Raw genomic sequence first — 19,487 nt, 5'->3', positions numbered from 1 at the left:
CTTACAGCACCTCCGGCGCGAGCGAGATGATCTTCATGAACTTCTTCTCGCGCAGCTCACGGCCGACGGGGCCGAAGATACGGGTGCCGCGAGGGTCGCCGTCGTTCTTCAGAATGACGGCGGCGTTCTCGTCGAAGCGGATGTACGAGCCGTCCGGACGGCGGCGCTCCTTGACGGTGCGAACGATGACGGCCTTGATGACGTCACCCTTCTTCACGTTGCCGCCGGGGATCGCGTCCTTGACGGTGGCGACGATGACGTCACCGATACCCGCGTAGCGGCGACCGGAGCCACCGAGCACACGGATGCAAAGGATCTCCTTCGCACCAGTGTTGTCGGCGACACGCAGTCGCGACTCCTGCTGGATCACGTCTATCTCCTGGTTGTCTGCCGGTTCCCGGCGGGGTCCGCGAGTGGTGCGCGGACCCCGCCGAGCCTGGCGGAACTATTCCTAGGGGTCCCCTAGGAGGGATTGCCTGCCAGTTGAACTCCCTTGCGGGAGCTACTACTTGGCCTTCTCGAGGATCTCGACGATGCGCCACCGCTTGGTCGCCGACAGCGGCCGGGTCTCCATGAGGAGGACACGGTCGCCGACGCCCGCGGCGTTCTGCTCGTCGTGAGCCTTGAGCTTGTTCGTACGGCGGATGACCTTGCCGTACAGCGCGTGCTTCACACGGTCCTCGACGGCGACGACGACGGTCTTGTCCATCTTGTCGCTGACGACGAGACCCTCACGGGTCTTGCGGAAACCGCGGTCCGCGGTGCTCTTCTCAGTCACGTTGCTCTCGCTCATCAGGCACTCTCCACCGTCTCGATGCCCAGCTCGCGCTCACGCATCAGGGTGTAGATCCGCGCGATGTCCTTGCGGACGGCCTTGAGCCGACCGTGGTTCTCGAGCTGACCGGTCGCCGCCTGGAAGCGGAGGTTGAACAGCTCTTCCTTGGCTTCGCGGAGCTTCGCGAGAAGCTCCTCGTCACCCAGTTCGCGCAGCTCGGACGCCTTGGTACCGGCCGACATCACGCTTCACCTGCCTCGCGCTTGACGATCCGGCACTTCATCGGCAGCTTGTGGGCTGCGCGAGTGAGGGCCTCACGGGCGATCTTCTCGTTGGGGTAGGACAGCTCGAACATGACCCGTCCCGGGTGCACGTTCGCGATCCACCACTCGGGAGAACCCTTACCGGAACCCATGCGGGTCTCGGCAGGCTTCTTCGTGAGCGGGCGGTCCGGGTAGATGTTGATCCAGACCTTGCCGCCACGCTTGATGTGGCGGGTCATCGCGATACGGGCCGCCTCGATCTGGCGGTTGGTGACGTACGCCGGCGTGAGGGCCTGAATGCCGTACTCGCCGAACGAAACCGTCGTGCCGCCCTTGGCCTGACCACGGCGCTTGGGGTGGTGCTGCTTGCGGTGCTTGACCCTGCGGGGGATCAGCATGTCGGTCAGGCCTCCGTTCCGGTGCTCTCAGCCGGAGCGGCAGCGGGAGCCTCGGCCTTGGGGGCCTCGGCAGCCGGAGCCGACTGCGGCTTGCGCCCACGACGCTCGCCGCCGCCGCCACGGCCACCACGGGCCGGACGGTCGGCGCCGCCGCCACCACGGGCCGGGCGGTTGCCGGCACGGGCGGCCGCGTTCTCGGCGCGAACCTCGGCGATGTTCTTGACATCGCCCTTGTAGATCCAGACCTTCACACCGATGCGGCCGAAGGTCGTCTTGGCCTCGAAGAAGCCGTAGTCCACGTTCGCGCGGAGCGTGTGCAGGGGCACACGGCCCTCGCGGTAGAACTCCGAGCGGGACATCTCGGCGCCACCGAGGCGGCCACCGCACTGGATCTTGATGCCCTTGGCGCCGGCCTTCATCGCCGACTGCATGCTCTTGCGCATGGCACGGCGGAAGGAGACGCGGGAGGAGAGCTGCTCGGCGACGGCCTGGGCCACCAGCTGAGCGTCCGTCTCCGGGTTCTTGACCTCGAGGATGTTGAGCTGGACCTGCTTGCCGGTCAGCTTCTCCAGGTCACCGCGGATGCGGTCGGCCTCGGCGCCGCGGCGGCCGATGACGATGCCGGGACGCGCGGTGTGGATGTCCACACGCACACGGTCACGGGTGCGCTCGATCTCCACCTTCGAGATGCCGGCGCGCTCCATGCCGGACGTCATCATCCGACGGATGGCGACGTCTTCCTTGACGTAGTCCTTGTACAGCTTGTCGGCGTACCAACGCGACTTGAAGTCGGTCGTGACACCGAGCCGGAACCCGTGCGGGTTTACCTTCTGGCCCATTACCGGGTTCCTTCCTTGCTGCTGACGACCACGGTGATGTGGCTGGTCCGCTTGCGGATCCGGTAGGCACGGCCCTGGGCGCGCGGCCGGAACCGCTTCAGGGTCGGACCCTCGTCGACGTACGCCTCGGAGATGACGAGGCTGTCGGCGTCGGTGTGGTCGTAGTTGTGCGCGGCGTTGGCAATGGCGCTGTCAAGCACCTTGCCGACCGGCACGCTCGCGGCCTGCGGGGCGAAACGCAGGACCGCCTGAGCCTCCGTGGCGTCCATGCCACGGATAAGGTCCACCACGCGGCGGGCCTTCATGGGCGTAACGCGGATGTACCGCGCCTGGGCCCTGGCTTCCATGGTTGTCCTTCCAGTGTCTGTCATGGTCATTCCACCCCGCTATTAGCGGCGCTTCGACTTCCGGTCGTCCTTGACGTGACCCCGGAAGGTGCGCGTCGGCGAGAACTCGCCGAGCTTGTGGCCGACCATCGACTCGGTGACAAACACCGGGATGTGGATCTTGCCATTGTGCACCGCGATGGTGTGACCCAGCATGGCCGGGATGATCATCGAGCGACGGGACCAGGTCTTGATGACGTTCTTGGTGCCTGCCTCGTTCTGTACGTCCACCTTCTTGATCAGGTGGTCGTCGACGAAGGGCCCCTTCTTGAGACTGCGCGGCATCTAAACCCGCTCCTAGCGCTTCTTGTTCGTCTTGCGGCGGCGGACGATGTACTTGTTCGACGCCTTCTTGGGCGAACGAGTACGACCTTCCTTCTTGCCCCACGGGGACACCGGGTGACGGCCACCGGACGTACGGCCCTCACCACCACCGTGCGGGTGGTCGACCGGGTTCATGACGACACCGCGGACGGTCGGGCGAACGCCCAGCCACCGCTTGCGGCCGGCCTTGCCCCAGTTGATGTTCGACTGCTCGGCGTTGCCGACCTCGCCGACGGTGGCGCGGCAGCGCACGTCGACCAGACGGATCTCACCGGACGGCATACGAAGGTGGGCCATCGAGCCCTCCTTCGCCAGCAGCTGCACCGAAGCGCCTGCGGAGCGGGCGAACTTGGCGCCGCCACCGGGACGGAGCTCGATCGCGTGGATCGTGGTACCGACCGGGATGTTGCGGAGCGCCAGGTTGTTGCCCGGCTTGATGTCGGCCCCGGGACCGTTCTCGACGCGGTCGCCCTGCGACAGGTTGCGGGGGGCGAGGATGTAGCGCTTCTCGCCGTCCGCGTAGTGCAGCAGCGCGATGCGCGCGGTGCGGTTGGGGTCGTACTCGATGTGCGCGACCTTCGCCGGCACGCCGTCCTTGTCGTGACGACGGAAGTCGATCACTCGGTAGGCGCGCTTGTGTCCGCCACCCTGGTGGCGAACGGTCACACGACCGGCGTTGTTACGGCCGCCCTTGCTGTGCAGCGGGCGGACCAGCGACTTCTCCGGCGTGGACCGCGTGACCTCGACGAAGTCGGCGACGCTGGCGCCACGACGGCCAGGAGTCGTCGGCTTGTACTTGCGGATACCCATTGTCTCTCAGTCCTCGGAAAGTTCCGATTATCTGGACAGTTCCAACCCCCGTCAGGAGGTCGGACCGCCGAAGATGTCGATACGGTCGCCCTCAGCGAGGGACACGATCGCGCGCTTGGTCGCCGCGCGCTGGCCGAAGCCGGTGCGGGTCCGCTTGCGCTTGCCCTGACGGTTGATCGTGTTGACCCCGGTGACCTTGACCGAGAAGACCGCCTGCACGGCCTCCTTGATCTGGGTCTTGTTGGCACGCGTGTCCACGACGAAGGTGTACTTGCCCTCGTCCAGGAGCGCGTAGCTCTTCTCCGACACGACCGGCTTGATCAGCACGTCACGGGGGTCCGTGTACGACTTGCTCACCGGGGTGACGACGGTGTTCTTGCCCTCGGTCGCGTGGCGCTTGGCCTTCGCGACGCGCGCTTCCTTGGCCTTCTTGGCGGCCTTGGAGGCAATGGCGGGGTGGCGGATGGCCATCAGGCCTCGCTCCCTTCGGTGTCGTTGGCCTTCTGCGGGCCGGCGACGAAGGACTCGAGGGCGGCCTGGGTGAAGACCACGTCCTCGGAACGAATCACGTCGTACGTGTTCAGCTGGCCCGGCTCCAGGATGTGGACCTGGGGCAGGTTGCGGGCGGACAGCCACGCGGCCTCGTCGGTCCGCTCGGCGACCAGGAGCAGGTTCTTGCGCTCGCTGATCTTGCCGAACAGGCCACGGGCGGCCTTCGTGGACACGTTCGCGCCCTCGATCACGCCGGAGACGACGTGGATGCGGTTGTTGCGGGCCCGGTCGGTGAGGGCGTGGCGCAGGGCCGCGGCCTTCATCTTCTTCGGGGTCCGCTGCGAGTAGTCGCGCGGCACGGGACCGTGCACGACGCCACCACCGGCGAACTGCGGCGCGCGGGTCGAGCCCTGACGGGCGCGGCCGGTGCCCTTCTGGCGGTAAGGCTTCTTGCCACCACCACGGACTTCGCCACGGGTCTTGGTCTTGTGCGTGCCCTGACGGGCCGCGGCCAGCTGCGCGACGACGACCTGGTGGATCAGCGGAACGCTGACCTTCTCAACGTCGAAGATCTCCGCGGGGAGCTCGACGGTGCCGGCCTTCTCGCCCGCCGGCGAAAGGATGTCAACAGTGCTCATCGGTTACCTCAGGCCCCCTTGGCCGCGGTGCGGACCAGGACGAGGCCGCCGTTCGGACCGGGAACCGCGCCCTTGATGAGCAGCAGACCCTTCTCCGCGTCAACGGCGTGGACGGTCAGGTTCTGGGTGGTCACACGCTCGTTGCCCATGCGGCCCGCCATGCGGAGACCCTTGAACACACGGCCCGGGGTGGCACAGCCACCGATGGAACCGGGCGAGCGGTGCTTGCGCTGGGTGCCGTGACCGGCGCCGAGGCCCTTGAAGTTGTGACGCTTCATGACACCGGCGAAGCCCTTGCCCTTGCTCTTGCCGGTCACGTCCACCTTGATGCCGGCCTCGAAGGTCTCGGCGGTGATCTCCTGGCCGAGGGTGTACTCGCTGGCGTCAGCGGTACGGATCTCGACGAGGTGACGGCGGGGGGTGACGTCGGCCTTGGCGAAGTGGCCCTTGAGGGGCTTGTTCACCTTGCGCGGGTCGATCTCGCCGAAGGCGATCTGGACCGACTCGTAGCCGTCGGTGTCGTTCGTACGGACCTGGGTCACGACGTTCGGGCCGGCCTTGACGACGGTCACCGGGACGACACGGTTGTTGTCGTCCCAGACCTGCGTCATGCCGAGCTTCTCGCCCAGGATGCCCTTGATCTGCTTCGTCATCTTCAGATCACCGGCCTCAGAGCTTGATCTCGATGTCGACACCGGCCGGGAGGTCGAGTCGCATCAGAGAGTCAACGGTCTTGGGAGTCGGGTCGAGGATGTCGATGAGGCGCTTGTGCGTGCGCATCTCGAAGTGCTCGCGCGAGTCCTTGTACTTGTGCGGCGACTTGATGACGCAGTACACGTTCTTCTCAGTGGGCAGCGGCACCGGGCCCGCGACCGACGCACCAGTACGCGTCACCGTCTCGACGATCTTCTTCGCCGAGGAGTCGATGACTTCGTGGTCGTAGGCCTTGAGCCGGATGCGGATCTTCTGTCCCGCCATGGCTACTTCGTAGTCCTGTCTCTTCTAACGCTCTGGCGTCCCGGTGGTTCCCAGCCCCGCCCTCTCCGACCCACGCGGTCGGGCGTGTCGCGCTCTCGCCAACGCAGATGTCCCTTGTTCGAACATCCCTGCCGTGAAAACGCGGCCCTCACGGAACCGCAGGTCGGGGGCGGAAGGCCCACCGGGTGCCTGGCCGGTATTGCGCTCACACTTCCCGGAAGATTCCCGTACGTCCGTCCCAGCGCTGCCCCGTAAGGCAGTTGGAACGACGAGTACTGTGGGACTCGCTTCCGGTCCTCCCGGCGGGAGGCGCGCAGCATCAACACTCGACCGAGCAACTGGGCCAGTCTGCCATATGGGGCAGGGCCCTGGCCAATCGGGCGGAAGACATTACCCCGAGAGTGACGTAGCTCAAACGCGGGGCAGTCCGAACGGGTGTCGGAGCGGCGTCGAAGCGGGTGCCGGAGCCCCGCGGCCGGGTTCAGCAACCCGCCGCGGACCCCTCGCCGAGGTGACGGGCGTGGTGCGCCGCGTGGCGGACGTGGCTGCCGACACCCAGGGTGCCGGGACGTTCGCCGCCCTCCGCCGCGTGCGCGCGGTTCAGCTCGACGAGCGCGGCCGTCAGGGTGCGCGCGGCCCGCGGGTCGAGCGGGGCCAGGAACTCCTCCTCGACGCCGACCCGGACCGCCTCCGCGTTCCGCAGGCACTCCGCCCCCGCCGGGGTGAGGCTGACCACATTGCGGCGCCGGTCCCGCTCGCTGCGGCGCCGTTCCACGTAGCCCTTGCCCTCCAGGGCGTCGATCACGATGACCATCGTGGTGCGGTCCAGGCCGAGTTCGGCGGCGAGCTCCATCTGGGAGCGCTCCTGGCCGCCCTCGCCGATCACCGCCATGACACCGAGTTCACGGGGGATCAGGCGGAACGGCGCCAGTGCCGCCACCAGCCGGTCGCCGAGGCGGTAATGCGCGTCCTTGAACAGATATCCGAGCCTGGAGGAGAGGACGTCGGAGAGAGGCACACCCGTCATACGAATAGCGTATCCTTGCTCCTGACAATCAGCGATACTGACGATCTAAAGCCATGACGGTTCCGCGCAGCACGTCATCGAGGACGCGACCCGGAGCCACGGCACGACCAAGGAAAGCGACGCCCCGCGAACATGAGTGACTCCTCTTCCGCCGACGTCATACGGACGGCGCCGGCCCCGAACTCCGGCCCGGCGGCCGAAGCCCCGGACCCCCGCCGCTGGTGGGGCCTGGTGGTCATCGCGCTGGCCCAGCTGATGGTGGTCCTGGACGCGACCATCGTGAACATCGCGCTGCCGTCCGCGCAAACCGCGCTGGGCATGTCCGACGGCAACCGCCAGTGGGTCATCACCGCCTACACCCTCGCCTTCGGCGGCCTGCTGCTCCTCGGCGGCCGCGTCGCCGACCTCGTCGGCCGCAAGCGCACCTTCATCATCGGCCTGATCGGCTTCGCGCTGGCCTCCGCCATCGGCGGCGCCGCCCAGAGCCCCGGCATGCTCTTCGGCGCACGCGCCCTCCAGGGCGTCTTCGGCGCGATCCTGGCGCCGTCCGCCCTCTCCCTGATGACCACGACGTTCACCGACCCGCGCGAGCGCGGCAAGGCGTTCGGCATCTACGGCGCGCTCGCCGGCGCCGGCGGCGCGGTGGGCCTGCTGCTCGGCGGCATCCTCACCTCGTACCTGAACTGGCGCTGGTGCCTGTACGTCAACATCCCGATCGCGATCGTCGCGGTGATCGGCGCGCTGGTGCTGCTGCACGACCGCCCCGGCCACAAGGACGTCCGCCTCGACGTCCCCGGCGTCATCCTGGGCTGCGGCGGTCTCGTCGCCATCGTCTACGGCTTCTCCGAGGCCGAGCCGCGCGGCTGGAGCGACTCCCTGGTCGTCTCGATGCTGGCGGGCGGCGTGGTGCTCCTCGCCGCGTTCGTGTTCTGGCAGACGAAGTCGTCCTCGCCGCTGCTGCCGCTGCGCATCCTGCGCGACCGCAACCGGGCCGGCTGCTTCCTCACCATGGGCCTGGCCACGATCGGCATGTTCGGTCTGTTCCTGTTCATGACCTACTACCTCCAGGGCATCCTCGGCTACACGCCGGTGCGCACCGGTCTGGCGTTCCTGCCGATGTCGGTGGCCATCGTCATCGGCTCGACGCAGGTCTCCGCGCGACTGCTGCCGCACGTCGCCCCGCGCCTGCTGATGGTGCCGGGCATGATCCTGGCCGCCGCGGGCCTGGGCATCCTGACCCAGCTCGCCGTCGACTCCTCGTACGTCAGCCACGTGCTGCCGGCCGAACTGCTGCTCGGCTTCGGCATGGGCCTGACCTTCATGCCGGTGTTCTCCACGGCGACGCACGGCGTGCGGCCCCAGGACGCGGGCGTGACCTCGGCCATGGTCAACACCTCGCAGCAGGTGGGCGGTTCGCTGGGTACGGCGCTGCTCAACACCATCGCGACGTCGGCGACGTCCACGTACGCCGCCGCGCACCTCGCGGCGGGGTCGGACAAGACCCAGGTGATGCGCGAGGCCGTCGTCCACGGCTACACGCACGCGATCTGGTTCGGTGTCGCGGCGATGCTGCTCGCCGCGGTCGCGGCGGGCTTCATGGTCACCACGAAGCCGACCGCCCGGGGCGCGGCCGCCCCGGCGGGCGCGGGCGCACACTGACGCGCAGCTGCTGAGCACAGCGGTACGGCGCCCCGCCCCCTTCACCGGGGGCGGGGCGCCGTCGCGCGTGGGGGGCTTCCCGAGCACCGGACACCACCGCCCGAACAGGCACCCAGGGCGGCGCACGGCTGCCAGGTACCGGCCCGACCGTCAGGTCCCACAGAGGCCGGGACATGACCCGCTGAAGGCACGGGTGCACGCCACCACCGACACCCCGGCCGCGCCGCCGGTGCCCAGCACCACCGCCCCGGGACCGGAACCCCCGACCGCACCCGCCACGGATGCCAACCCCCAGGGCCCACCCGCCCGGACAGGCCGAGGACGCGGGCCGCTGAAGGCAGAGGCGCCCGCCACCACCGCCCCGGGACCGGAACCCCACCCGCACCCGGCACGGATGCCAACCACCGGGGGCCACCGGCCCCACAGGCTGAGGGCACGGGCCGCTGGAGGCGCAGGTGCCCGGCACCACCGCCCCCGGACAGGAACCCCGCCCGCAGCCACCACGGATGCCAACCACCGAGAGCCATCCGCCCGGAACAGGCCGAGGGCACAGACCAGTGCCCGGCACCACCAACGCGACGCAGACACCCCCGGCCGCGCTGCCGATGCCCGGCACCAGCGCCCCGGGACCGGAACCCCCACCCCTACCCGCGCCCGCGCCCACACCCGCCATGGACGCCAACCCCCGGGGGCCCGCCCGCCCGCACACGCCGAGCGCACAAGCCACCGAAGGCGCGGCCCTGCGCCCCCTTCCGGCGGGCGCGACCCGACGGTCGCCCGCGCAGGACGCGGCAATCAGCGCCCGCCCCGTGCAGCATGGCGCCGGCCGCCCCTGGCCCCGTCGGCAGCGCCCTGCTCGCGACCGGGGCGCTGAGCAGCCTCCACCTGGCGGTCCCCCAAGCCCAACCGCCGGAGGGCCTCCCCGTCCGGCCCCGCGCGCCGGGCCCGGCGTCGGGGAGGGAGTGTGCGCCGGGTGCCCGTCCTAGTACGGTCCGCGGCATGGACGCCTCCACGTACTTGGCCCATCTCCGCGCGGACACCGCCGCCTTCCGCGCCTGCCTGACCGGCCCCGACGCCGACCTGGACCGCCCCGTCACGCACTGCGGCGACTGGACCCTGCGCGATCTCGCCGAGCACATGGTGCGGGGCAACAACTGGGCGGCGCGCTCCGCGGCCGGCGGCGGGGAGAGTCCCGGCCGCTCCCCCGCGCCGGACCCCGGGGACGACCTGCTCGCCCGTTACGACAAGGCGGCGGCCGCCCTGCTCACGGCACTCGACGTCGAGCCGGACCGTCCCGCGTGGACCTTCGCGCCGCCCGGCACGGTCGCCTTCTGGCAGCGCCGCCGCGCGCAGGAGTCCCTGGTGCACCGCTGGGACGCCGAACACGCGCTGGGCCGCCCCGGCCCCCTCGACCCGGAGCTGAGCACGGACGGCGTGGCGGAGGTCTTCGCCATGTTCGTCCCGCGCAGGGTCGGGCAGGGCGCCCTGGCGGTGCCGGACGACCTGTCGGTCCGCCTGACGGCCTGCGACACGGAAGCGAGCTGGACGTACGGCACGGGCCCGTCCGCCGCCGCGGTGACCGCCCCGGCCCGCGACCTCCTCCTCGCCCTGTGGGGCCGCGCGGCGTTCACCGCCCCCGCGTACGCCTGGGAGGGCGACGCGGTGGAGGGACGGCGGGCACTGGGGGCGGGAGTGACACCCTGAGCCCCGGGACATGCGCGATGTCCAGGGGGCCGGTCGAAGAGACGGTTCACTCTCCCGGGTGATGGACCCGCGCACCCCCGAACGGAATCGAAGCGCTGCCCTAGCCTCGGCTCGAACCAGCCCGGACATCCAACTGCCCTCCGCGCGGCCCGAGTTCCGGTCGAATGCGTTGAGACGCCTTCCCGAGCCGACAAGACAGCCGACTTGCAGCCCTCATTCACGACCGACGGGTTCCTGCCCCAAGTCGGTACTCGGTCACGTTCGACGAGGCGGAAGCTCTTCTGGTCAGCGCCCCGCAGTTCGGTGACTCCTCCACCAGGGCGGACCTCTGGGACGGACTCCACCGATACCTCGACGTGTTCCTGGATCTCGAGGACATCTACGCGGAAGTTCTGGCCGGCCTTTCGCTCATCCACCGGCTGTGGCTCGGCGGGAGCTTCGTCAGCACGAAGCTCGACCCTCGAAACATCGATACAACGGTCTTGATCGACGTCCGCGCCGAGCGGGCAGTTCGCGGGAAGCCCGGCTCCAAGTGGCTTACCTCTGCATTTCAGAGCCGCGACAGCATGAGGGAGAAATACGGCGTCTCCCCGCTCCGTATCGGGTACCGGCCCGTCGCCCACATCTTCGAGCCGCAGCGCTTCACCCCGGAAGAGCAGACATACTTCACTCAACGGGAAGTCTGGGACGACTGGTGGCAACGCCGTCGGCTGGCCGACCAGAAGGACCGCTCGCCGTCCGAGCAGAGTGCCGCCCCGGCGCGTGGATATCTGGAGGTGCGACTGTGAACGGCGAAAGCTGGCGTGACCGCAGGCAGGCGCTCCAGGATGATGCTCGGCCCTCGGCGGACGAAACGGCGCGACTGCTGGACGAACTGGGGACGGAGACCCGGGCGGACGAGGAGGTCGAGGCAGACCACCGGGCGAGCCGCCTCGCTGCGGCCCGGGAGTACGACCCTGGCGCCCGCAACGACGAAGAACTTCTGCTCCGGCTGACCGGCCCTGACACCGAGGGCGGCGCCCTCCGCTTCCAGTGGGGCGATGCGCTGCTCCACCCTGTGGAATCGGCGGTCTCCGCGGCGGCCGGAACTCCTGTCCGGCTGGAACTGACCGGCATCTCTGCCGGCAGCACTGTCGTTCATGCCCGTCCGGTCACGCCCGAGGCAACGGAATCGAACATGCTCGCCGTTCCGGAGGTATCGGCGGCCGCTGTCGGCATGAGCACCCTCACCGAGCTTCTGGGTGCCCTGGAGTCCGAGAGAGACGTCCGCGAGTGGTCACGGCTCTTCGAGTCCGTCGAGGTCCTGTCCCGTGCTCTCGGCAGGTACGGGCTCGACCTGGGCGTGACGTGGTACGGCGCCGACGGCAGTACCCGGAGGGCCAGGCTTACCGCGCGCGGCAGACAGTACGTCGAGCAGTTGCGTCAGACCCAGGACCGGGACCAGGAGATCACCATCTCCGGTCGCATCACCGAACTCCGTGAGAGCGGCTGGGTGAAGGTCAAAACGGGAACGGCGAAGAACGCCTACGCCTACGACGTCCGGTTCGATGATCCGGAGGAGCTGTTGCGCATGCGTCCAGGACTCGGGGACAACGTGCACTTCCGGGTCCGATTCAGACAGCGACTGGACGCCGTCGGCATCGCCCGATCCGCCGAGTACACCTACCTGGGACCGGCAGCGGAGCAGACCGCTCTTCCCCTCCTTCCCTGAGAAGGCCGCTACGCGGGAGCCCGCCCCCTTGGCGCTCCCCCGTCGCTTTGTCATGCTCGGACGGTCGGGCGGTGGGTGGGTGTGGTCCGGGACGGGGGCGCCGTGTGGCGGGAGTTGGTCTCGGCGCTGGAGGAGGAGCTGCCCGGTGCCGTGGAGTTGCGGCGGGCGTTGCACGCGACGCCCGAGCCGGGCGGTGCCGAAGTACGGACGTCGGCCCTGCTCGCCGATGAACTGCCCGTGGCCGCCCGCTCGTTGGACGGCACGACGAACCTCGTCGCACGGGTCGGCGCCCGGGGGCCCGGGGTCCTCGTCCGAGCCGAACTCGACGGCGTGGAGCTCGCCGAGCGCACCGGTGTCCCGTACGCCGCCACCGGCGGCCGTATGCACGCCTGCGGCCACGACGTGCACTGCGCCGCCCTGGTCGCGCTGGCCCGCGCCGCGCACCGGCTGCGCCACCGGCTCCCGGCGCCGCTGCTCGCCGTCTTCCAGGCCAGCGAGGAACGGACCCCCTCCGGCGCCGAAGTCGTCCTGCGCGACGCGGAGTTGAAGGACGACGTCCGGGCCGCCGTCGGCGTCCACGTGCACCCGGGCATCCCCTGGGGCCACCTGGGCGCGGACCCCGGCGCCGTCAACGCCGCCACCTACGGCTTCGAGATCACCGTCGAGGGCAGCGCCGGACACGGGGCGTACCCCCACACCACGCGCGACCCCGTGCTGGCGCTCGCGCAGATCGTGGTCGCCCTGCACACGCTGACCGGGCGCCGGGTGGACCCCGTGCATCCCGCGGCCCTCAGCGTCTGCGCCCTCTCGGCCGGTGCCGGCGACAACGTCATCCCCGACCGCGCGAGCGCGCTGGGCACACTGCGCACCCTGCACGAGGACGACCACCTGCCGATGCGGGAGGCGGTGCGCACCACCGTCGCCCAGGTCGCCGCGGCGCACGGCTGCACCGGAACCGTACGGGCCCACCGCGACGAGCCCGCCCTCGTCAACGACCCCGCGCTGACAGGCGCGTTGCGGGACGCGGCCCGCGCGGCCGGCGTTCCGCTCGCCGCGCCCTGGCGGTCCTGCGGCGGCGACGACTTCGCCCGGTACGGGACTTCGTGGCCCGCGCTCATGGTGTTCGTGGGCCTGCTCGACGCCCCCGGCTTCGCGCCCGCCCCGCTGCACAGCCCCGTCTTCCTGCCGCCCGACGAGGCCGTGCGCGAGGTCGCCCGGGCCCAGGCGCTGGGCTACCTCGCGGCCGCCGAAACGCCCAACCCCCGTACCGGCCAGGCCCCTTGAAGGCTCCTCACGACAGCACCTTCACTATCGGCAGCGACTTCGTCTTGAGCCTGCTGAACAGGCTGTCGAAGTGGTCGCACAACTGGCTGCCCGAGGCCCGGTCCTCCATCACCATCACGCCGTGCAGTCCCAGCAGCGCGAAACGGTCGCCCGGCTGGTCGATGCGGGTGGGGATGGTGAACTGGAGCTCCTCGTCGTCGACGAGGAGGATGGACGGGCAGTTGGGCAGGAAGGGGATCAGCCTCATCTGGATGTCGATGCGGTGGTTGGCCCCCGCGCGGCCCGCGATCTCCATCACCCGGTCGAGGTGCCCGAAGGCCTGGAGGTCACCGTCCATGTCCTCGCGGCTCAACTCGACGCCGTTGACAGACCGTTGGGCGATCTCCGCGTAGATCTCCGGCGGGCGCTGGATCAGCCGGTGGTAGGAGAGCGTCGTGCGGGCCCAGCCGTTCTGCGACAGCCGGGTGATGAGGCATTCCTCTATGGCGTCGAGGTACTCGGAACGGTTGTCGGGCGGGTCGAGCAGCGTGGCGCCCTCCCCCTCGGGTGGGCTGTAGTCACCGACGACGTAGATGCGGTGCTTCGCCTTGCGCACGGCCTCGGTGGCGACGTTGTAGCCGGTGCCGTCGCCCTCCTCCTCGCCCTGGCTGTCGGGCACGAACCGCACCCCGGCGTGCACCAGGTCGACGTGCCGGTCCAACTGGCGCCGCATGCGCCCCAGATGGCCGGACACCTGGTCGTTGATCGCGTTCAGGTCGGCGTGCACCTGCTCCTTGGTGGCACGCAGCGCGCTGGTGATCTCGTCCTCGGTCGCGACCCGCAGCCGGTCCAGGGCGAACGCCCCCGATGCCGCGAGCAGCGACAGCGCCAGCACACCCACGGCGACCCGCGTGTCCTCCACCAGCAGGGCGACGCCGTAGCCCGAGGCCAGCGAAAGGATGATCTTCAGCAGGTCGACAGCGGTGAAATGGCGCCTGAGAAAGCGTCGGAAATCGGACTCTGACACGGCCTTCCCCCTCAACTCGGCCGAGCAGGACACCTCTTGGGCGGTGGTGTGAACTCTGACGGATCAGCGTAACGGCCGGTCCGCGCCTGCACGTCCTGAAAGCGTTCCTGGGTCTGCTGGGCGATCTCACCGAGCAGTCGCCGTTCGACCTCGGCGAGCGGCGGAACGTCGGACTCCCACTCGGTGGCCCGGAACGGCCTGCCGTCGTTCGCGTACGGGTCCCGGGCCCGCCCCGCCTCGCGCATCTTCGCCACGGTCCGCAGCGCGTCCGGCGACCCCGTCAGGCTCCTGGTCCCGGCGCCGGCACCGCCCAGGTTGGTCCGCGGCAGGTTGACGTGGCCGAGCCGCCAGCGGTCGATGTGCAGGCCGATGCTCCGGGCCGCGCGCCGCACGGCGTCGGGCTGCCCGGCGGAGGCGTGCGCCAGCGCCGGGTACAGGTCCCGCATGAGGTCGAAGTGGAGGCCCACGGAATGGCTGCCGCTGGTGAGACCGAGGGCCTCGCGGATCTCGTGGTATTCGGCGGTGTTCATCCGGTCGACCAGCAGATCGGTCATACGCGCGGTGACCTCCAGCAGAGGTTCCGCACGCGCGAGGAGATCGGCCGCAACGTCGCTGTGCCCCCTTTTGATCTCGTCCACCGCGCGTTCCAGGTGGTCGTTCACCACACGCACCAGGAGTTCCGGCATCTGGTGGGCCGCCCGGAATTGCAGGAATACCGTCTCCCCGGGCAACCGCTTTTCGTGCACGGCCGCGGCGACGGCATCGGGCCGTACGAATTCCCGATACCCGTACGGCGCCCCTCCGACGCACGCGTGCTCCAGTGCGACCCGTTGCAGCATCGCGTAGCGCAGCACGTCCCGCTTCCAGGCGAAGTCGCCGGGTCCGTCGGCGAGCGGCTTCAGTTCACGGGCCAGTTCGCGCTCGGCGTGGGCCAGCCGACGCCAGGAGGGGGAGTCGGCGACGGCCAGGGCGTGCCCGCCGGGGGTGTCGTCGAGTGGCGCCACCTCCCTCACGAGCCACGCCAGTTCGGCCCACAGCTGACCGAAACCGACCATCCAGCCGATGGACCGCTCCGCGGCCCGCGGCCGGCCGTCGCGCAGCCGGGCGGTGGCCTCGTCCGCCAGTTCCTCCAGGTTCACGAGACCGATCTCCATGGCCTGGAACAGGGCACGCTGGGCCTGCCAGACACTGCCGCGCGCGGGCGCGGGGTCACTCGTGGCGGCCTTGAACAGCGTCGGCAACGACTGAAGATCGTCATAGGACGCCGCTACAGGAGACTCCACCACCACCACCTTCCTCACCGTCGCGAACCGGTCACCGAACACTTCGCGTCACTGTGGAACTACGGTACAGCGCGAAGGGGCACCGCTCATTACAGGCCGGGCACGGTGAGCACCGCACCAGGACTGCTCGGCATTTCCGTAGGGAGGAATTCCGGAAAGGACCGCCGCGCCGCCGGCCCTTTCCGGAAGGGAGTCCTGGAAAGGCATATGCCAGACGCGTGGAATTTCCGGCCATGGGGGAAATGGGAGGCACCTCGCCCGGGGTCGCCCCGCCCCACCCGGGAGCAGGGCGGCGGACACGGGCGCACGCCGCACCCGGACACGGGACGCCTCCATCCCCTCCGGGCATGCGAAAGGGCCCGCACGACCGAGGTCGTGCGGGCCCCTCCAGGCGCTCTTCGCGGAGCTACCGGGTCAACGGATCAACTTACTTGTTGATCTTGGTGACCTGGCCGGCGCCGACGGTCCGGCCACCCTCACGGATGGCGAACTTCAGGCCCTCTTCCATCGCGACGGGCTGGATGAGCTCAACGGTCATCTCAGTGTTGTCGCCGGGCATGACCATCTCGGTGCCCTCGGGGAGGGTCACGACGCCGGTCACGTCCGTGGTGCGGAAGTAGAACTGCGGGCGGTAGTTGTTGAAGAACGGCGTGTGGCGGCCACCCTCGTCCTTGGACAGGATGTAGGCCTGGGCCTCGAACTCGGTGTGCGGCGTGACCGAACCGGGCTTGATGATGACCTGGCCGCGCTCGACGTCCTCGCGCTTGATGCCACGGAGGAGCAGACCGACGTTCTCACCGGCCTGGCCCTCGTCGAGCAGCTTGCGGAACATCTCGATGCCGGTGACCGTGGTGGTGGTCTTCTCCTGCTTGATGCCCACGATGTCGACGGTCTCGTTGACCTTCAGGACACCGCGCTCGATACGGCCGGTGACGACCGTACCGCGACCGGTGATCGTGAAGACGTCCTCGATCGGCATGAGGAACGGCTTGTCGACGTCACGCTCGGGCTGCGGGATGTTCTCGTCGACGGCCTTCATCAGGTCGAGGACGGACTGGCCCCACTCCTTGTCGCCCTCGAGGGCCTTGAGCGCCGAGACCTTGACGACCGGAAGGTCGTCGCCCGGGAACTCGTACTCGGAGAGCAGCTCGCGGACCTCGAGCTCGACGAGCTCCAGGATCTCCTCGTCGTCCACCATGTCGGCCTTGTTCAGGGCGACGACGATGTACGGAACGCCGACCTGGCGGGCCAGGAGCACGTGCTCCTTGGTCTGCGGCATCGGGCCGTCGGTGGCGGCGACCACGAGGATGGCGCCGTCCATCTGGGCAGCACCGGTGATCATGTTCTTGATGTAGTCCGCGTGACCGGGGCAGTCGACGTGGGCGTAGTGACGGGTCTCCGTCTGGTACTCGACGTGCGCGATCGAGATGGTGATACCGCGCTGGCGCTCCTCGGGAGCCTTGTCGATCTGGTCGAAGGCCGAGGCCTCGTTCAGGTCCGGGTACGCGTCGTGCAGCACCTTGGTAATGGCGGCCGTGAGGGTCGTCTTACCGTGGTCGATGTGACCGATGGTGCCGATGTTGACGTGCGGCTTAGTCCGCTCGAACTTCGCCTTCGCCACTGGGTCCTCCTGTGGAGTGGTTCTGGTACGCCTTACTCATCGGCGCCAGGTGATCTTTGCTGGGATGCCGTCCGCCGGGGTCTTTCCCGTTGCCGGTCGAACCCCGGCGGTCGGTGTCAAGCCTAAAGCGTGCAAACGGGGTGCGTTACTCGCCCTTGGCCTTCGCGATGATCTCCTCGGCGACGTTCCGGGGAACCTCGGCGTAGGAGTCGAACTGCATCGAGTAGCTTGCGCGACCCGAGGTCTTGCTGCGGAGGTCGCCGACGTAGCCGAACATCTCCGAGAGGGGGACGAGGCCCTTGACGATGCGGGCACCCATCCGCTCCTCCATGGCCTGGATCTGGCCACGGCGGGAGTTGATGTCGCCGATGACGTCGCCCATGTAGTCCTCGGGCGTGGTGACCTCGACGGCCATCATCGGTTCGAGGAGCACGGGAGACGCCTTGCGCGCGGCCTCCTTGAAGGCCTGCGAACCGGCGATCTTGAACGCGAGTTCGGAGGAGTCGACCTCGTGGTAGGCACCGTCGAGAAGCGTGATGCGAACACCAGTCATCTCGTAGCCGGCGAGGATGCCGAACTGCATGGCCTCCTGCGCACCGGCGTCGACCGAAGGGATGTACTCCTTCGGGATGCGACCACCGGTCACCTTGTTCACGAACTCGTACGAGGCGTCGCCGCCCTCGATGGGCTCGATCGCGATCTGCACCTTGGCGAACTGACCGGTACCACCGGTCTGCTTCTTGTGGGTGTAGTCCACGCGCTCGACGGCCTTGCGGATCGTCTCGCGGTACGCGACCTGCGGCTTGCCGACGTTGGCCTCGACGCGGAACTCACGGCGCATGCGGTCGACCAGCACCTCGAGGTGCAGCTCGCCCATACCGCCGATGATCGTCTGGCCGGTCTCCTCGTCCGAGTGGACCTGGAAGGAGGGGTCCTCCTCCGCGAGACGCTGGATGGCGACACCCAGCTTCTCCTGGTCACCCTTGGACTTGGGCTCGATGGCGACCTGAATGACCGGCGCCGGGAAGTCCATGGACTCCAGGATGACCGGGTTCTTGTCGTCGGACAGCGTCTCACCGGTGGTGGTCTGCTTCAGGCCCATGACGGCGACGATGTCGCCGGCGCCCACCGACTCGATCTCCTCACGCTTGTTCGCGTGCATGCGGTAGATCTTGCCGATGCGCTCCTTCTTGCCCTTGACCGAGTTCAGCACTGCCGAACCCGACTCCAGGCGGCCCGAGTAGACCCGGACGAAGGTGAGCTTGCCCAGGTGCGGGTCGCTCATGATCTTGAACGCGAGCGCGGAGAGCGGCTCGTCGTCCGACGGCTTGCGCTTGACGACCAGCTCCGGGTCCTTGACGTCGTGGCCCTCGATGGCCTCGACGTCGAGCGGAGTCGGAAGGTAGCGCACGACCGCGTCGAGCAGGGGCTGGACGCCCTTGTTCTTGAACGCGGTACCGCAGAACACCGGGGTGACCGTGACGTCGCTGGACTTGCCGGACGCGATGGTGACGCGACGGATCGCGGCGTACAGCTGCTCCTCGGTGGGCTCCTGGCCCTCCAGGAACATCTCCATGATCTCGTCGTCGTGCTCGGCGACGGTCTCCACCAGCTTGCCGCGGTACTCCTCGGCAGCCTCGGTGTGCGTGGCCGGGATGTCGACGACGTCGTACATCTCGCCCTTGGCCGCCTCGGCGGACCACACGAGCGCCTTCATGCGGACGAGGTCCACAACGCCCTGGAAGTCCATCTCGGCACCGATGGGGAGCTGCATGACGATCGGGACGGCGCCGAGGCGGTCCTTGATCATGTCGACGCAGCGGTGGAACTCGGCGCCGGTGCGGTCCAGCTTGTTCACGAAGCAGATGCGCGGCACGCCGTAACGGTCGGCCTGACGCCACACCGTCTCGGACTGCGGCTCGACACCGGCCACACCGTCGAACACCGTGACGGCACCGTCGAGGACGCGCAGCGAGCGCTCCACCTCGACCGTGAAGTCGACGTGCCCCGGGGTGTCGATGATGTTGATCGTGTAGTCGTTGTCCTCGAGCGGCCAGTGACAGGTGGTGGCAGCAGAGGTGATCGTGATGCCACGCTCCTGCTCCTGCTCCATCCAGTCCATGGTGGCAGCGCCGTCGTGGACCTCACCGATCTTGTAGCTGACGCCGGTGTAGAAGAGGATCCGCTCGGTGGTGGTCGTCTTGCCCGCGTCGATGTGGGCCATGATCCCGATGTTGCGGACCTTGGCCAGGTCAAGTGAAGTGGTAGCCATAAGGCTTCAGTCTTCTC

General features: G+C 69.0%; 22 protein-coding genes. 5 read left to right on the top strand and 17 right to left on the bottom strand.

Annotated features, from left to right (window positions below):
- Position 1: 1 nt before the first annotated feature.
- The 13 genes from rplN to ACFZA0_RS22335 form a co-directional block, all read right to left on the bottom strand.
- Positions 2-370 (bottom strand): 50S ribosomal protein L14, encoded by a 369-nt coding sequence (rplN, locus tag ACFZA0_RS22395; protein ID WP_003992364.1) that lies wholly within the window; start codon positions 368-370, stop codon positions 2-4.
- Positions 371-505: 135 nt separating this feature from the next.
- Positions 506-793, bottom strand: coding sequence for a 30S ribosomal protein S17 (rpsQ, locus tag ACFZA0_RS22390; protein ID WP_391019710.1), 288 nt, complete (start codon positions 791-793; stop codon positions 506-508).
- The gene (gene rpmC / locus ACFZA0_RS22385) at positions 793-1,017 is read right to left on the bottom strand and encodes a 50S ribosomal protein L29 (RefSeq protein WP_003998824.1); all 225 of its coding nucleotides are present in this window, start codon (positions 1,015-1,017) and stop codon (positions 793-795) included. The genes rpsQ and rpmC overlap by 1 nt, the downstream gene beginning before the upstream one ends.
- Positions 1,017-1,436, bottom strand: a complete 420-nt coding sequence (gene rplP, locus ACFZA0_RS22380; protein WP_006140905.1) for a 50S ribosomal protein L16 — start codon at positions 1,434-1,436, stop codon at positions 1,017-1,019. Before rplP ends, rpmC begins: the two co-directional genes overlap by 1 nt.
- Positions 1,437-1,441: 5 nt before the next feature.
- Positions 1,442-2,275: a 30S ribosomal protein S3 gene (gene rpsC / locus ACFZA0_RS22375; RefSeq protein WP_391019707.1), complete on the bottom strand. Its 834-nt coding sequence runs from the start codon at positions 2,273-2,275 to the stop codon at positions 1,442-1,444.
- Complete coding sequence (rplV, locus tag ACFZA0_RS22370) at positions 2,275-2,622, bottom strand: 50S ribosomal protein L22 (protein ID WP_030619142.1); 348 nt, start codon at positions 2,620-2,622, stop codon at positions 2,275-2,277. Before rplV ends, rpsC begins: the two co-directional genes overlap by 1 nt.
- 42 nt (positions 2,623-2,664) lie before the next feature.
- Positions 2,665-2,946, bottom strand: a complete 282-nt coding sequence (rpsS, locus tag ACFZA0_RS22365) for a 30S ribosomal protein S19 (protein WP_168529651.1) — start codon at positions 2,944-2,946, stop codon at positions 2,665-2,667.
- 12 nt (positions 2,947-2,958) lie between these two features.
- Positions 2,959-3,795 carry a 50S ribosomal protein L2 gene (gene rplB / locus ACFZA0_RS22360; protein WP_391019702.1) on the bottom strand — a complete coding sequence of 279 codons (837 nt, stop codon included), beginning with the start codon at positions 3,793-3,795 and terminating at the stop codon, positions 2,959-2,961.
- Between the two features lie 51 nt (positions 3,796-3,846).
- Positions 3,847-4,266 (bottom strand): 50S ribosomal protein L23, encoded by a 420-nt coding sequence (rplW, locus tag ACFZA0_RS22355; RefSeq protein WP_391019700.1) that lies wholly within the window; start codon positions 4,264-4,266, stop codon positions 3,847-3,849.
- Complete coding sequence (gene rplD, locus ACFZA0_RS22350; RefSeq protein WP_391019697.1) at positions 4,266-4,925, bottom strand: 50S ribosomal protein L4; 660 nt, start codon at positions 4,923-4,925, stop codon at positions 4,266-4,268. Before rplD ends, rplW begins: the two co-directional genes overlap by 1 nt.
- A gap of 8 nt (positions 4,926-4,933) precedes the next feature.
- On the bottom strand, positions 4,934-5,578 hold the full coding sequence (rplC, locus tag ACFZA0_RS22345) for a 50S ribosomal protein L3 (RefSeq protein ID WP_391019694.1): 645 nt from the start codon (positions 5,576-5,578) through the stop codon (positions 4,934-4,936).
- Between the two features lie 16 nt (positions 5,579-5,594).
- Complete coding sequence (gene rpsJ, locus ACFZA0_RS22340) at positions 5,595-5,903, bottom strand: 30S ribosomal protein S10 (RefSeq protein WP_003948644.1); 309 nt, start codon at positions 5,901-5,903, stop codon at positions 5,595-5,597.
- A 481-nt stretch (positions 5,904-6,384) separates the two neighbouring features.
- Positions 6,385-6,930, bottom strand: coding sequence for a MarR family transcriptional regulator (locus tag ACFZA0_RS22335; RefSeq protein WP_391019692.1), 546 nt, complete (start codon positions 6,928-6,930; stop codon positions 6,385-6,387).
- A gap of 132 nt (positions 6,931-7,062) precedes the next feature.
- Here ACFZA0_RS22335 and ACFZA0_RS22330 point away from each other — a divergent pair, with 132 nt between their 5' ends.
- From ACFZA0_RS22330 to ACFZA0_RS22310, 5 genes are all read left to right on the top strand, one after another.
- Positions 7,063-8,589 carry a DHA2 family efflux MFS transporter permease subunit gene (locus tag ACFZA0_RS22330; protein ID WP_391019690.1) on the top strand — a complete coding sequence of 509 codons (1,527 nt, stop codon included), beginning with the start codon at positions 7,063-7,065 and terminating at the stop codon, positions 8,587-8,589.
- Positions 8,590-9,588: 999 nt separating this feature from the next.
- Positions 9,589-10,293 carry a maleylpyruvate isomerase family mycothiol-dependent enzyme gene (locus ACFZA0_RS22325; RefSeq protein ID WP_391019688.1) on the top strand — a complete coding sequence of 235 codons (705 nt, stop codon included), beginning with the start codon at positions 9,589-9,591 and terminating at the stop codon, positions 10,291-10,293.
- Between the two features lie 215 nt (positions 10,294-10,508).
- Complete coding sequence (locus ACFZA0_RS22320) at positions 10,509-11,081, top strand: DUF6932 family protein (protein WP_391020265.1); 573 nt, start codon at positions 10,509-10,511, stop codon at positions 11,079-11,081.
- Positions 11,078-12,004 carry a hypothetical protein gene (locus ACFZA0_RS22315; protein WP_391019685.1) on the top strand — a complete coding sequence of 309 codons (927 nt, stop codon included), beginning with the start codon at positions 11,078-11,080 and terminating at the stop codon, positions 12,002-12,004. Before ACFZA0_RS22320 ends, ACFZA0_RS22315 begins: the two co-directional genes overlap by 4 nt.
- Positions 12,005-12,079: 75 nt before the next feature.
- Entirely contained in the window at positions 12,080-13,288 is a 1,209-nt protein-coding gene (locus ACFZA0_RS22310; RefSeq protein WP_391019683.1) for an amidohydrolase, read from the top strand.
- Positions 13,289-13,295: 7 nt separating this feature from the next.
- Here the strand turns inward: ACFZA0_RS22310 and ACFZA0_RS22305 are convergent, their stop codons facing one another.
- The 4 genes from ACFZA0_RS22305 to fusA all read right to left on the bottom strand — a co-directional run bounded on the left by ACFZA0_RS22305 (position 13,296) and on the right by fusA (position 19,470).
- Entirely contained in the window at positions 13,296-14,294 is a 999-nt protein-coding gene (locus tag ACFZA0_RS22305) for a hypothetical protein (RefSeq protein WP_391019681.1), read from the bottom strand.
- An 11-nt stretch (positions 14,295-14,305) separates the two neighbouring features.
- Positions 14,306-15,577, bottom strand: coding sequence for a hypothetical protein (locus ACFZA0_RS22300; protein WP_391019678.1), 1,272 nt, complete (start codon positions 15,575-15,577; stop codon positions 14,306-14,308).
- 427 nt (positions 15,578-16,004) lie between these two features.
- Positions 16,005-17,198, bottom strand: a complete 1,194-nt coding sequence (tuf, locus tag ACFZA0_RS22295) for an elongation factor Tu (protein ID WP_391019675.1) — start codon at positions 17,196-17,198, stop codon at positions 16,005-16,007.
- 145 nt (positions 17,199-17,343) lie between these two features.
- The gene (gene fusA / locus ACFZA0_RS22290) at positions 17,344-19,470 is read right to left on the bottom strand and encodes an elongation factor G (RefSeq protein WP_391019672.1); all 2,127 of its coding nucleotides are present in this window, start codon (positions 19,468-19,470) and stop codon (positions 17,344-17,346) included.
- Between the last annotated feature and the right edge of the window lie 17 nt (positions 19,471-19,487).

This window comes from Streptomyces sp. NPDC008150 (assembly GCF_042956945.1).
Taxonomy (GTDB): Bacteria; Actinomycetota; Actinomycetes; order Streptomycetales; family Streptomycetaceae; genus Streptomyces.
This window is presented reverse-complemented; position numbering and strand designations above follow the sequence as displayed.

Coding starts and splice junctions, on each gene's coding strand:
- rpsQ (WP_391019710.1), bottom strand. CDS start 793: ATGAGCGAGAGCAACGTGACTGAGAAGAGCACCGCGGACCGCGGTTTC.
- rpmC (WP_003998824.1), bottom strand. CDS start 1,017: ATGTCGGCCGGTACCAAGGCGTCCGAGCTGCGCGAACTGGGTGACGAG.
- rplP (WP_006140905.1), bottom strand. CDS start 1,436: ATGCTGATCCCCCGCAGGGTCAAGCACCGCAAGCAGCACCACCCCAAG.
- rpsC (WP_391019707.1), bottom strand. CDS start 2,275: ATGGGCCAGAAGGTAAACCCGCACGGGTTCCGGCTCGGTGTCACGACC.
- rplV (WP_030619142.1), bottom strand. CDS start 2,622: ATGGAAGCCAGGGCCCAGGCGCGGTACATCCGCGTTACGCCCATGAAG.
- rpsS (WP_168529651.1), bottom strand. CDS start 2,946: ATGCCGCGCAGTCTCAAGAAGGGGCCCTTCGTCGACGACCACCTGATC.
- rplB (WP_391019702.1), bottom strand. CDS start 3,795: ATGGGTATCCGCAAGTACAAGCCGACGACTCCTGGCCGTCGTGGCGCC.
- rplW (WP_391019700.1), bottom strand. CDS start 4,266: ATGGCCATCCGCCACCCCGCCATTGCCTCCAAGGCCGCCAAGAAGGCC.
- rplD (WP_391019697.1), bottom strand. CDS start 4,925: ATGAGCACTGTTGACATCCTTTCGCCGGCGGGCGAGAAGGCCGGCACC.
- rplC (WP_391019694.1), bottom strand. CDS start 5,578: ATGACGAAGCAGATCAAGGGCATCCTGGGCGAGAAGCTCGGCATGACG.
- rpsJ (WP_003948644.1), bottom strand. CDS start 5,903: ATGGCGGGACAGAAGATCCGCATCCGGCTCAAGGCCTACGACCACGAA.
- ACFZA0_RS22335 (WP_391019692.1), bottom strand. CDS start 6,930: ATGACGGGTGTGCCTCTCTCCGACGTCCTCTCCTCCAGGCTCGGATAT.
- ACFZA0_RS22330 (WP_391019690.1), top strand. CDS start 7,063: ATGAGTGACTCCTCTTCCGCCGACGTCATACGGACGGCGCCGGCCCCG.
- ACFZA0_RS22325 (WP_391019688.1), top strand. CDS start 9,589: ATGGACGCCTCCACGTACTTGGCCCATCTCCGCGCGGACACCGCCGCC.
- fusA (WP_391019672.1), bottom strand. CDS start 19,470: ATGGCTACCACTTCACTTGACCTGGCCAAGGTCCGCAACATCGGGATC.